Source organism: Buttiauxella sp. JUb87, assembly GCF_004361975.1.
GTDB classification, from domain to species: domain Bacteria; phylum Pseudomonadota; class Gammaproteobacteria; order Enterobacterales; family Enterobacteriaceae; genus Buttiauxella; species Buttiauxella ferragutiae.
Genome location: NZ_SNVY01000003.1, coordinates 489,844 through 502,616 on the forward strand (window position 1 = coordinate 489,844; position 12,773 = coordinate 502,616).

At 49.0% G+C, this 12,773-nt stretch carries 13 protein-coding genes; 7 read left to right on the top strand and 6 right to left on the bottom strand.

Annotation, left to right across the window (positions count from 1 at the left end; translation table 11 throughout):
* Positions 1-13 precede the first annotated feature (13 nt).
* Positions 14-1,456, top strand: coding sequence for a magnesium transporter (gene mgtE / locus EC843_RS14290; RefSeq protein WP_133522441.1), 1,443 nt, complete (start codon positions 14-16; stop codon positions 1,454-1,456).
* Between the two features lie 6 nt (positions 1,457-1,462).
* Here mgtE and EC843_RS14295 read toward each other — a convergent pair whose 3' ends face one another.
* Both EC843_RS14295 and EC843_RS14300 read right to left on the bottom strand, forming a co-directional pair.
* A complete protein-coding gene (locus EC843_RS14295; RefSeq protein ID WP_243739144.1) occupies positions 1,463-2,095 on the bottom strand; it encodes a ParB/RepB/Spo0J family partition protein in 633 nt (210 codons plus the stop codon).
* The gene (locus EC843_RS14300) at positions 2,092-3,306 is read right to left on the bottom strand and encodes a DUF3440 domain-containing protein (RefSeq protein WP_121814021.1); all 1,215 of its coding nucleotides are present in this window, start codon (positions 3,304-3,306) and stop codon (positions 2,092-2,094) included. Before EC843_RS14300 ends, EC843_RS14295 begins: the two co-directional genes overlap by 4 nt.
* A gap of 333 nt (positions 3,307-3,639) precedes the next feature.
* On the opposite strand from EC843_RS14300, the gene modA reads away from it, so the two are divergent.
* The 3 genes from modA to modC are packed head-to-tail and all read left to right on the top strand — an operon-like array spanning position 3,640 to position 6,163.
* On the top strand, positions 3,640-4,413 hold the full coding sequence (gene modA / locus EC843_RS14305; RefSeq protein WP_133522443.1) for a molybdate ABC transporter substrate-binding protein: 774 nt from the start codon (positions 3,640-3,642) through the stop codon (positions 4,411-4,413).
* Complete coding sequence (gene modB / locus EC843_RS14310) at positions 4,413-5,105, top strand: molybdate ABC transporter permease subunit (RefSeq protein WP_064548533.1); 693 nt, start codon at positions 4,413-4,415, stop codon at positions 5,103-5,105. Before modA ends, modB begins: the two co-directional genes overlap by 1 nt.
* The gene (modC, locus tag EC843_RS14315; RefSeq protein ID WP_064548531.1) at positions 5,105-6,163 is read left to right on the top strand and encodes a molybdenum ABC transporter ATP-binding protein ModC; all 1,059 of its coding nucleotides are present in this window, start codon (positions 5,105-5,107) and stop codon (positions 6,161-6,163) included. The genes modB and modC overlap by 1 nt, the downstream gene beginning before the upstream one ends.
* A 41-nt stretch (positions 6,164-6,204) precedes the next feature.
* Here modC and EC843_RS14320 read toward each other — a convergent pair whose 3' ends face one another.
* A complete protein-coding gene (locus tag EC843_RS14320; protein ID WP_064548528.1) occupies positions 6,205-7,023 on the bottom strand; it encodes a pyridoxal phosphatase in 819 nt (272 codons plus the stop codon).
* 142 nt (positions 7,024-7,165) lie between these two features.
* Here EC843_RS14320 and pgl point away from each other — a divergent pair, with 142 nt between their 5' ends.
* The 3 genes from pgl (at position 7,166) to EC843_RS14335 (ending at position 10,020) form a co-directional block, all read left to right on the top strand.
* Positions 7,166-8,164: a 6-phosphogluconolactonase gene (gene pgl, locus EC843_RS14325; protein WP_133522444.1), complete on the top strand. Its 999-nt coding sequence runs from the start codon at positions 7,166-7,168 to the stop codon at positions 8,162-8,164.
* 414 nt (positions 8,165-8,578) lie between these two features.
* Positions 8,579-8,824, top strand: a complete 246-nt coding sequence (locus EC843_RS14330; protein ID WP_133522445.1) for a hypothetical protein — start codon at positions 8,579-8,581, stop codon at positions 8,822-8,824.
* Positions 8,821-10,020, top strand: a complete 1,200-nt coding sequence (locus tag EC843_RS14335) for a T6SS immunity protein Tli4 family protein (RefSeq protein WP_166642061.1) — start codon at positions 8,821-8,823, stop codon at positions 10,018-10,020. Before EC843_RS14330 ends, EC843_RS14335 begins: the two co-directional genes overlap by 4 nt.
* Positions 10,021-10,135: 115 nt before the next feature.
* On the opposite strand, the gene EC843_RS14340 is transcribed toward EC843_RS14335, so the two are convergent.
* The 3 genes from EC843_RS14340 to EC843_RS14350 form a co-directional block, all read right to left on the bottom strand.
* Positions 10,136-11,440, bottom strand: a complete 1,305-nt coding sequence (locus tag EC843_RS14340) for a putative acyl-CoA thioester hydrolase (RefSeq protein WP_133522446.1) — start codon at positions 11,438-11,440, stop codon at positions 10,136-10,138.
* Between the two features lie 111 nt (positions 11,441-11,551).
* Positions 11,552-12,028, bottom strand: a complete 477-nt coding sequence (locus EC843_RS14345) for a kinase inhibitor (protein WP_064548522.1) — start codon at positions 12,026-12,028, stop codon at positions 11,552-11,554.
* A 16-nt stretch (positions 12,029-12,044) separates the two neighbouring features.
* Complete coding sequence (locus tag EC843_RS14350; protein ID WP_133522447.1) at positions 12,045-12,725, bottom strand: type 1 glutamine amidotransferase domain-containing protein; 681 nt, start codon at positions 12,723-12,725, stop codon at positions 12,045-12,047.
* Positions 12,726-12,773 lie beyond the last annotated feature (48 nt).

Genomic DNA, 12,773 nt, shown 5'->3' on the forward strand with positions numbered 1-12,773 from the left:
GGAAAACCGCCAGATGTCTGTCACTCGTAAGCTCAGCACTAACAAGTACAGCACTAAACAGCGTGCGCAAGATCGAGCGCGAATCCTCCAGATTCTGTTAACCAACAAAGCGGTTGCCACCGGTATTCTCGGCAAGTTTCCGCAGCCAGATGCCCATACCCCAGAGCAAGATATTGCCGAAATCGTCAAGCTGGTAGCAAGACTGCCCGCCGCCGATCTGGCCGACGTACTGGAAGCACTTCCCAGCGAAGAGCGCCATGCGTTGTGGAGCCTGGTCAAAGATGATGAACGCGGCAAAGTACTGATCGAAGCCTCCGAAACCGTCTGGGACGACTTGATCGAAGGCATGAGCGATAAAGCTTTATTGAATATTATTCGCCCACTGGATATCGACGACCAAATCTATCTTGCACAATATTTGCCTCGTGATCTGATGGGGCGCTTGCTGGCCACTCTGCCGCAAGAGGAACGGGCTCGCGTCAGGCAAGTCCTGCACTACGAAAAACACAGTGTTGGCGCGATCATGGATTTCGAAGTGATCACCGTGCGTGCTGATGTCACGCTGGCGGTGGTGCAACGCTTTCTACGCCTACGCGGAAAAGTGCCGCAAAACACCGATAAAGTTTTTGTTACCACGCGTGATAAAACGCTGCTCGGGGAATTGGGGCTAACCACCATTTTGCTGCACGCGCCGCAAACGTTGGTGCTTAACGTGATGGACGATAACCCCACCTGTTTTGCCCCCGAGGATGATGATGAGGCTGCGGCGCGAACCTTCGAACGTGATGACTTAATCAGTGCGGCAGTTATCGACAGCAGCGGTAAACTGATTGGCCGTTTGACCATCGATGAAATCGTTGATGTGGTTTATGAAGAAACCGATAACGATTTGCGCCGCATGGGTGGCTTGAGTGCTGAAGAAGATGTTTTTGCTCCAGTCAGCAAAGCAGTCAAAGCACGTTGGGCGTGGCTTGCGATTAACTTGTGCACCGCGTTTGTTGCTTCACGCGTTATCGGCCTGTTTGAACATACTATCTCGCAACTGGTGGCACTGGCATCACTAATGCCGATTGTCGCGGGTATCGGCGGGAATACCGGAAACCAGACTATCACCATGATTGTGCGCGCATTAGCGCTACAACATATTCAGCCGGGTAACTTTTCGTTCCTGGTGCTGCGTGAACTGGGCGTTGCGCTGTTCAACGGTATCATCTGGGGTGGCGTGATGGGTTGTGTCACCTGGCTACTCTACGACGACCTCGCGTTAGGCGGCGTGATGACGCTGGCGATGGTGCTCAATTTATTGGTGGCATCGCTGATGGGCGTGCTGATCCCGATGATTATGATGCGGTTGGGAAAAGATCCGGCAGTCGGTTCGAGTGTGTTGATTACCGCTATCACCGACACCGGAGGCTTCTTTATTTTCCTTGGGCTTGCGACAATCTTTCTACTTTAAACGCGGTTATTTTACCGTCCAGGCTTGTGAGAACTGGCGATGGCTAAACAGTTCGAACAGGCCGCAAACCTGCTTGAGTCGCAACACTTCGTCCGTATCCATTCCCAACTCAATACCGATTTTCGAGTCATCCCAACCCAGTTGTGACAACTCGCGCACGATTTCAGCCATCGCATTAATTTGATGACGCCCGCGAGCACGGTTATGACGAATAGTGGCTGCCATGCGGCGGTTCTTGTCATTATTTACCTGAGGCATCAGAACAACTGGCACATACCCCTTGAGTCGTTTGTTCAATTCACCGGCTTTGCTGCTGATTTCAAAACGATGAAAACCATCAATGATAACGAATTGATCGGTACTCTCATCGCATGTCGCGACAATCGGGTGAGTAAACCCGTCCTGTATCAGCGAGGTATTTAACAGCGCTTTCTCCGCAGGTGCCACGTTATTCGGGTTGTAATCATTCGCTTTTATTTCTTGTGTTTTCATCCAGATAACGCAATCAACTGGCTCATTTTTGAAAGGGCTACATTCATGCAATGCGACTTTCACTTGATTGATCGACGCGATGCGCTGAGCTTCCGGCATTGCAGTTAGAAGAGTGCGTAATGAAGCGGTAATTTCTTCAACTGTCATATTATTTTCCATATCTGACGTTTCTCCTGAATACGTTGGATGTAACGTTTGTAACTACTTGATTTATTAGGGCTGAATGAAAGTGTTCGGCACCAGTAATCGTTGTTTAATAACACTTTGCAGATACGCCGCCATGAGGGCATATCCTTGCTTCCGGTATCTTTTTCTTGGGTATCAGGAATATCGTCGGGGAAGCCTCGTGTCTGATACCAGCGCAAGTAAACTGCTATTTTATTGCGATAATGCTCGGCGGTGGTGTCGGGAATACTGTCGAGCAGCGCCATGGCGTACTCACGCCAGGTGAGGTGTTCTGGTTTATTAATCTGCCGACGGGCGTAGAAATCCCCTTTTTCTGAGGCGTATAAACAGCCGCTATTTGCCCCGCTGACGCGTGTGCACATCAACGCCCATTTTTCCGGCTCGAGTACGTGGTAAAGCCATAAACCTTGCCGCTGATCCATGCCAAATGGTTCGCAAATTCGCATATGGCGCATGGGAACCCCAGCCTGATACATCAGAGAATACAGTGTGTTGCAGGTTTCATTTGTCTGGGAAAACCACGTCCAGATATCGGCAGTTTTCCAATCATAGATGGGATAAACATTATAAGCGTGTCCCTTTGCGGTGGCGGTCGTCCAGGGCTTGTCGTCGGCATAACGTAATTTTTTGTTTGAGGCGATGCTCAGGAAACGGTGATAGGACTCATCCGCACGAATACCAATCATCACAGCCGCTGGGTTTGATGCGGAAAACCATTCAGAAAATGCACCGACAAAGGCTTCAAAGCTCATTGCATACTTATAAAAGGGGAAAAAGTTACCATCAGTAATGGCATCTGATGGGGGTTGGCGAACCCAGGAAACGCCCTCCTGCCAGCACGTCCATTCTGGTTGAAATTGTGAAACTGAATTCGGTGTAGTAAGGGGAAGGGCAACCCAGTAAAAGTCATCGACTACATCTTTGTACTGTTCACGCATCTTTTCGATAACCGAAATGGTGTGGCTAAATTGTGCTTCCCAGTCGACAAACAGAATGCTGATTTTCCGCTTGAGTTGGCGTGCGACCATAGCGGTTAAATGAAACATTAACGTGGAATCTTTTCCGCCGGAAAATGAGATGCAAATGCGGTCGAAGTTAGTGAATGTCCAGTGAATACGTTCAAGGGACGCCTGTAACACATTTTGCTGGAGAGGAATTTTATGCGAAGACATTATTGTTGGTCATGTAATAATTAAAGATATTTATGATATATCAATATAAACATAATGTTATGTGGCATTTTTTTGTTTTTTTATTTTTAGCTCTAATATCTAAAAATAAATTTAATGGTAATTTAAAAATATATTTAGCATTGATTTATATATTATCTGAATATAATTCAGGTGCCATATTGGTATTGAATGAAACTTGTCTGGCTTCATGCTCATGTAACAGGCAACCAGGATTTGGATCAAGTTTCCGGCTTTCTTGCCGATAAGTTCTGTAAATTCCTTCTTAGCATCGTTATATTGTGCGATACATAACGAAACTCAATGGAGTAAAACATGGCTAAGCAGTGGGTACGTCTGGCATTCGGCGCGGCACTGAGTGTCACAATGGCCGCGCAAGCATTCGCCGATAACAACAAAATTACCGTTTTTGCTGCCGCATCGTTAACTAACGCGATGCAGGATATTGCGACCCAATATCAGAAAGGGAAGACGGTCGAAATTGCCTCTTCTTTCGCTTCATCTTCAACGCTGGCGCGCCAAATTGAAGCTGGTGCACCTGCTGATTTATTCATTTCTGCCGACCAGAAATGGATGGATTACGTGGTCAGCAAAGATGTGATTAAAGCCGATTCCCGTGAAACACTGCTCGGCAACAGTCTGGTAGTGGTGGCACCTAAAGCCAGCAATATTGGCGATGTTGCGATTAATGCTAAAACTGACTGGGCTGCGTTGCTGAAAGGTGGCCGTCTTGCTGTGGGTGATCCAGACCACGTTCCGGCAGGCATTTATGCCAAAGAAGCGCTGCAAAAATTAGGTGCCTGGGATACGCTATCACCACAATTAGCTCCGGCAGAAGATGTACGCGGCGCCCTGGCATTGGTTGAACGTGACGAAGCACCTATAGGTATCGTGTATGGTTCCGATGCCGTAGCCAGTAAAGGTGTGAAAGTGGTGGGCACATTCCCTGAAGATTCCCACAAAAAAGTGGAATACCCGATTGCCATTGTGAAAGGCCACGACAACCCAACGGTAAGTGCGTTTTACACTTATCTGAAAGGACCGGAAGCGGCTGCTATCTTCCAACGTTACGGATTTACGACCAAATAATGATATTGACCGATCCCGAATGGCAGGCGGTACTGCTGAGCCTGAAAGTCTCAACCCTGGCGGTGTTGTTTAGTCTTCCTTTTGGGATCTTCTTTGCCTGGGTGCTGGTGCGTTGCCGGTTCCCTGGCAAAGCCCTGCTCGACAGCATTATCCATCTTCCCTTAGTGCTCCCGCCCGTGGTGGTCGGTTACTTATTGCTGATTGCAATGGGGCGACGTGGCGTGATTGGCGCCTGGATTTACGATGTTTTTGGTATCACTTTTGCTTTCAGTTGGCGCGGAGCGGTACTGGCTGCCGCGGTGATGTCCTTCCCGCTGATGGTACGAGCGATTCGCCTGGCGCTGGAAGGCGTAGATATGAAACTCGAACAGGCTGCTCGCACATTGGGAGCCGGGCGCTGGCGGGTATTTTGCACCATCACGCTACCGTTGACCCTACCGGGCATTATTGCCGGAACGGTGCTGGCGTTTGCCCGTTCACTTGGCGAATTCGGCGCAACTATTACCTTCGTTTCAAATATTCCCGGCGAAACCCGCACTATTCCTTCGGCGATGTACACCCTGATTCAAACCCCTGGCGGCGAAAATGCGGCAGCACGTTTGTGCGTGATTTCGATTGTATTAGCGCTGGTGTCTTTGCTGGTGGCGGAATGGCTGGCACGACAGAGCCGTAAGCGGATAGGGGCAGTCTGATGCTGGAACTCAATTTTGTTCAGACGCTGGGCGAACATCGTCTTGAGATAAACGAAACCTTACCCGGCATGGGCATTACGGCAGTATTTGGCGTTTCAGGTGCCGGGAAAACCTCGCTGATTAATGCGATTAGTGGTCTGACACATCCGCAACAAGGCCGGATCGTGCTTAATGATCGGGTGTTGAGCGACGCAGAAAAGAAGCATTTTCTGGCCCCGGAAAAACGTCGTATTGGTTATGTATTCCAGGACGCACGCCTGTTCCCGCATTACCGCGTGCGTGGCAATCTGAAATACGGTATGCACAGATCCGCCGCAGGGCAGTTCGACAAAATGGTCGCGTTACTTGGTATTGAACCGTTGCTTGAGCGCTTCCCGTGGAGCCTTTCGGGCGGTGAAAAACAGCGTGTGGCGATTGGCCGTGCCTTGCTGACATCTCCAGAACTGTTGTTGCTTGATGAGCCGCTCGCCTCGCTGGATATTCCGCGTAAGCGTGAATTGCTGCCATATTTGCAGCGGCTGGCGCGAGAAATTAACATCCCGATGCTTTACGTCAGCCACTCGCTGGAAGAAATTCTCCACCTGGCAGATAAAGTGCTGGTGCTGGATGCGGGTAAAGTGAAAGCCTTTGGCAATCTGGAAGAAGTGTGGGGCAGTAGCGTGATGCACCCGTGGTTACCGAAAGAGCAGCAAAGTAGCGTGCTCAAAGTGACCGTACTGGAACATCATCCGCATTACGCGATGACTGCACTGGCGCTGGGCGATCAGCATTTGTGGGTCAATAAACTGGATAAACCGTTGCAGGCGTCGTTACGCATTCGCATCCAGGCCTCAGACGTTTCATTGATTCTCCAGCCGCCAGTCAACAGCAGCATTCGTAATGTGTTGCGGGCGAAAGTCGCGCAATGTTATGACGATGAAGGGCAGGTGGAAGTGCAACTGGAAGTCGGGTCGAGAACGTTGTGGGCGCGGATTAGCCCGTGGGCGCGGGACGAGCTAATGATAAAACCGGGGCAATGGTTGTATGCGCAAATTAAGAGTGTTTCGATAACCGCGTGAATTACTGGCGGGCGTGTTTCGCTGCCCGCCAATAAAATTCATTACAACAAATGCTTATAAATCGTCTCGGCGATACCGGTTTCCAGATTGGTGCCAATCACCAAATCGGCACGGGCTTTAATTGCCTCATCGGCATTGCCCATTGCCACACCGAGTCCGGCAGTTTCCAGCATACTCAAATCGTTAAAATTATCGCCAAAGGCAATGACCTGGCTCATTGATAAACCTTGAGATGCAACCCATTGCGCTAAGCGATTGCCTTTGCTGTTGCCGCGTTGTGCTACATCAACCTGATCATGCCATGACCACTCACACGACAGACCTAGTTCTTGCTCCACAACCTGTGTGAAGTTTTGCAATTTCACAGTGTCTTCATCAGTCAGCGCAAACTTCCAGATAGCATCCACTTCATGTGCGGCTTCGCGCAGAGAATTCACATGGCGGAACACCGGGCGCTGAGATTCTGGCAAGGATTTAGCCCAGTTCTCGGTACGCAAAACATGACCTGTTGGTTCCTGATACAGCATCGCATCATCGACATACATCAACCCATGAACGTTATGGGTATCCAGTAGGTCAATCAACTGGTTAGCTTGTTGAGGCTGCAAAGGATCGGATGAAAGCACCTTTTTTGCATGATAATCATACAAATAAGTCCCATTACAGCAAATTGCAGGTGTTTCCAGAGCCAGTGCCTGATAAAAAGGATGGATGGCAACGTGATGGCGGCCCGTCACAATGACAACTTTCACGCCAGCGTCACGCGCGCGTTGTAAAGCTGTCAGTGATTCAGGAAGAATGGTTTTTTGCGGCGTGAGTAACGTGCCGTCAAGATCAAGGGCGATTACGCGATAAGTCATTTAGGGTTCCAGTCAAATTCAGAATCATAAGGCCTGTGCCGATGTTACACCGCTTGCGGCGTTGTTCAAAATGACAACACGAAGCGGCAAAACGCACTACCCTTGTGACTATTACTCAAGACGTTGGGAGGAGAGATAATTCATGAAACAAACCGTTTATACCGCCAGCCCGGAAAGCCAGCAAATCCACGTTTGGCAACTTAATTCTGGTGGCGAGCTTACGCTGGTTCAGGTAGTGGACGTGCCAGGACAGGTTCAGCCGATGGTGATAAGCCCTGACAAACGTTATCTGTATGTGGGAGTGCGCCCCGAGTTTCGTGTGATTGCCTTCCGCATTGCGCCAGATGACGGCATGCTTACCGAAGCCGGTGTCACGTCAATTCCGGGCAGCCCAACGCACATTTCGACCGACCATCAAGGCCGTTTCCTGTTCAGCGCATCTTACAATGCGGGCAGCGTCAGTGTGGTGAGCCTGGCTAACGACGGTCTGCCTGGCGAGGTTGTCGATGTGGTGGAAGGTTTAGAAGGTTGCCACTCCGCTAATATTTCCCCGGACAACCGCACCTTGTGGGTTCCGGCATTGAAGCAAGATCGCATCTGCCAGTTTACTCTGTCTGACGACGGCCATCTGGTCGCGCAAACCCCGGCAGAAGTGACCACCGTTGAAGGTGCTGGGCCACGTCATATGGCGTTCCACCCGAATCAGCAATACGGTTATTGCGTTAACGAATTGAACGGTTCTGTGGATGTGTGGGAACTGAAAAATACCCTGGGGAAAATTGAATGCGTGCAGACGCTGGATATCATGCCTCCAGGTTTCTCTGATACCCGTTGGGCGGCTGATATCCATATCACGCCTGATGGTCGTCATCTCTACACTTGCGACCGCACTGCCAGCATTATCACGGTATTTAGTGTTTCTAAAGATGGCAGCGTTCTGGCAGTGGAAGGCTACCAGCCGACTGAGAGCCAACCGCGTGGCTTCAACGTTGATCACTCTGGTAAATATCTGATTGCCGCAGGTCAGAAATCGCACCATATCGCGGTTTATCAAATCACGGGTGAGCAAGGTTTGCTTGAAGAGAAAGGCCGCTATGCTGTAGGGCAGGGACCGATGTGGGTGGTGGTTAACGCACGCTAATATTTTTATTAAGTGACAGCAATCAACTTCGTTTGCTTAATAAATGAAGTCGCACGTAGTGGTTTGCCAGATAGCTTATTTTGACATTTTGAATGCCCCCGGCCTTGATGGTCGGGGGCATTTTTTTTGGTTATGAGCAGATATGGCTAAGGGGAAGCAGCGGATTGCGGAATGCATGTAACTCTAAGAGCAAGGATGACAGCGCTTTTAATTCACAAGGTGAATTCCTTTATTTGATTCATATCTTTAACTAATTAAATAATTGATATTTAATTGTTTTATTTCGAATCTTTCTGATTTACAGCCTGTAAAATTGATAACTGTCACACTATAAAAAACCAGACTGCTTATTCTTCATCACCTGTTAACCATGTTTATCATTTGTCCGGCAGCGCGTCGGCACAGGGAAGAATTATGTCAGTAAAAGGACTGCGTTTTACGCTACAGGTGGCGGGGCTTGAGCCGGACACCTTTGCGGTGGTGAGTTTCTTCCTCCGCCAGCATTATTCCTCCTCCTTTATCCTCGACGTCGATGTTGCCAGCGACTCCTTCCGCCAGACTGCCGAACAGTTACTTGAGCAGAATGCCATGCCTGGAGATGATGATATGCAAGTTGCTGACAATAGCGATGAAAATGATAGTCAGGGTGGTGTGTCATGAAACATTTTTATATATCTATTTTTTCATTTTTTTTGATTTCGTCATTTGATGCGCTCAGTCAGGACTGGAAAAATGAGTGCGTGGGTTATTATAAATTGCAATTGCCAGACAATCTTGAAGTGGCGTTATATCCGGTTGATTTAATTATTAACCCACTGAAAAATCCAGCGTGGAGAAAGGATGAGTTTGTTCGTCGTTATTTATTCCCACAAATCTCTTTTGGTGAAGACCGGTATCAAAATAGCTTAGGCAGGGTGCAGGCGCAGTTTTCAAATTTTTATTATAGAGGTTATGAGATTAATATTTCATCTGAAAATAAAACGATTATCGATTTTTTGACATATAAAAGGGAGTTTAAGGTCAGAACTGATGTTCATATAAAGGACTACTGGGATGAAAGGGATTACAGAGTGTCATTGAAGCTTTCAGTCTTGTCAAAGGAATTAGCTGAACAATCGCTGGCCTATCATATAGATGATTATGCTGATGCTTTTTCGGCCTCCGATTCTGGTGGTTATTCACTATTTATCAATAAAAATAAACGAATATATATCTTTGAGAATTTAAAAGAAACTTCGTCACTTGATGAACAATTGAAGATAAACAAGCCCGAAATTCTTTCACTGCTTAACCGCTTCCAACCCCGTAACCTTTATGAGGTTCCCACAGAACAAGGGTTCTGTTTCCCCTATGGTTTTATTGCCGGGGACTCCGGGCATGAGAAACGCAATATGGGCGTCACGTACCGTCTGAAAGATCACCCTGATGTGACCATATTCTTCCAGGATTTAGGGACAAATGGCGAAATACCGACGGACAAAGGCAGTATGAAAGAAGCGATGACTCGCATGTGGAATAGTCGCTATTTAATGGGGGCAAGTAAAAAAGAGTTACTCTTCCCAAAATGGAAGTTTATTAAAATGGATAGTCGAGAGGGCATGAGAACCTTTGTTAAGGCAACTTACGATAATGTTCCTGTATATGACTATAAAGGACATGTGACTGAACGCCTTAATTATATTAATTATGGTTACCTGGCTTATGTCAGAGGTGATAAAGAAGCCAGAAATAAAGAGCCAGACTTATTACTCTATGTTTCACAAGATAGCGAGCAGGCCAAAGGACAGCCACCAATGGATAAGGATGAACTGGAAAAAATGGCAGAGCGTATAGTCCGTTCGGTAAAACGAAGATAGCCTACCTGAACTGAAATTCAGTAGATCATTAGGTCGTCACATAATAAAACGGCTTCCCAATATGGAAGCCGTTGTTACTTTTCAATTGCGAGGTTCTCTACCCTAATCGCAATACTTATTTCGCTTCAGCAACCACTGCGCTACCTACGCCGCGGTTGTTGAATTCCCACAGGCGGTTTGCGTTAGCGTCGTTCAGGTCGCGCTGGATTTCGCCTTTCTCGCCTTTAGTACCGATGTTACCGGTGAACGGACGTTTAGAACCTACGGCATCGCCCCACGGTTTCGCGTTGTTGAAACCTTCGTTGATCACACTGTCACGGATAACCACCTGGCCGTTTGAAGTCTGGCCTGCGGCATAACCGTTTTCAGTGGCTTCAACATCCCAGGCGCGGCCCAGTTGTGCAACGTTCTCGCCAGCAGCTGAGAAGCGGCTGTTAATTGCCAGGAAGCCGTAATAAATGTTTGGCTGAGTTGCCGGAGCAAATACCGAGCCTTCTTGCGTACGGCTGTTTACCAGGCGGAAATCGGTGTTATCAAACACCACTGCACCTCGGCCGGCAACCACATCTACATCGCCTTCAATGTAGCTGTTAGTTACCAGGGTGCGAGGTTGACGGTCAGTCAACAGGCGGTTTTGCACGTCGCTGTTGGTGACGAAGAAGGTGTTCTGACGGCCCAGCAGGTGAACATTGTTCAACTGCACTTTGTCGCCATCAGTACGCAGCGCGACGGCCTGATGATTAGACGCATCAACGCTGTCACCCAGGGTGTTGGCGATAGTCAGGTTCTGCATCTGCAAACCATTGTTCTGTGACCAGACTGCGGCAGAACACATGATGCCGACGGTTGCAGTGCGCTTGCTCTGGCAGCTATCAAACATGTACCAGGCTGGTTTACCCGGCATATATTTGCCTGCTGGGTTAACGGCACGGCGCCAGGTATTCACGTCGATTTCAGAATCCAGTGGCATGGTGATTTTGACATCAGCAGCGTTATCAGTGGTGCCGTACAGCGTCACGCTGCCAGAACCCGCAGGAATATAAACGGTACCGGCGTACTCGCCCGGCTGAATCGCAATGTACAGGCGATTGTTGCTGTGTTTCATCATGGCGGCATCAACGGCGGCCTGAATAGACGTATGCGTTACGCCTGCGCCACCCGCGGTACCGACAACAAAGTCAGGCTGCTGAGGAAGGCGAATCGAGGAAGGAGTCCATGGAGCTTCATCTTTATTCTTAGATGAGAAGTAGCGCGCCTGAACAAAGTTCTGCGCTTCATCGGACGATAAAATCGGGCGAGATTGAGTGCCTGGTGCTGCTTGTGTAGAAGGACGTTCTGCCGACGGTGTTGAGCTACAGGCCGACAAAGCCACAGCAAAAGCGAGCACAGCTGCCCGACGAGAAACCGAAAATGTGTTCAAGGCTTGCTCCTTGCAATGCAATTTTAAAATGGGGTCTTAAAGCCTGCTTTTTTATACTAAGTTGAGTGAAACAGGAAGCCGATTGTGCAAATCGGCTTCATAAAAAGCGGACTATCTGAACATTGCGGTGATAGAGGCACTGGCTAAAGAGTGGAAATGGACGTTAAAGCCGACCATGGCGCCGGATGCATTTTCATCAACCTCAAGCTGTTCCACGTCGAGGGCATACACGGTAAAGATATAGCGATGAGTTTCGCCTTTCGGCGGTGCTGCTCCACCGTATCCCGCTTTGCCGAAATCGGTGCGTGTCTGAATCGCAGGTTCGGGTAACTCCACTAAATTTGAGCCAGAACCTTGCGGCAATACGCGGGTATCAGCAGGAAGATTCACCACTACCCAGTGCCACCAGCCGGAGCCCGTCGGCGCGTCCGGGTCATAACAGGTGACGACAAAACTTTTGGTTCCGCTCGGGACTTCATCCCAGGCAAGATGCGGGGAAATGTTGTCGCCCTGGTAACCCATGCCGTTAAAAACGTGGCGTGCGGGAAGTTTGTCGCCTTCCTTAATATCCTGACTAAAGAGTTTCATAGCCGAACCTTCCTTACTAGAGTTTCAATAGTTTAAGCAGTTCTTCGGCCGCTACAGCTGACGACGCCGGGTTTTGCCCGGTCACCAGATGCCCGTCGACCACCGCGTACTCGGCCCAGTCATCAGTGCGCTCAAATAGCCCACCGGCTTTTTTCAGCTCATCTTCCACCAGGAATGGCACGATGGCGGTTAAGCCAACGCCATCCTCTTCGCTATTGGTAAAACCGGTCACCCGTTTGCCTTTCACCAGCGGTGACCCATCCGGTTTTTTCACCTTGCGTAACACGCCTGGCGCATGACAAACCGCGGCAACAGGCTTACCCGCCGCCCAAAACTGTTCAATCAATGTGATCGAGTGTTCATCTTCTGCCAAATCCCACAATGGCCCGTGGCCGCCGGGGTAAAACACCGCATCAAAATCTTCAGCGCGGATGGTGGCAAGCTTTTCAGTATTAGCTAACCGCTTTTGTGCGTCAGTATCATGACGGAAACGGCGAGTGTCGTCGGTTTGTGCATCCGGCTCATCACTTTTGGGATCAAGCGGCGGTTGGCCACCTTGTGGTGAAGCGAGAGTAATATTCAGACCTGCGTCACGAAAGACATAATACGGCGCGGCAAACTCCTCAAGCCAAAAGCCTGTGGGTTTGCCGGTATTGCCCAGTTGATTGTGCGAGGTTAAAACCATGAGGATTTTCATTTGACTCTCCCGGTTGGGCGCATGAAAAGATCCTCGAAGTGTAGTGCA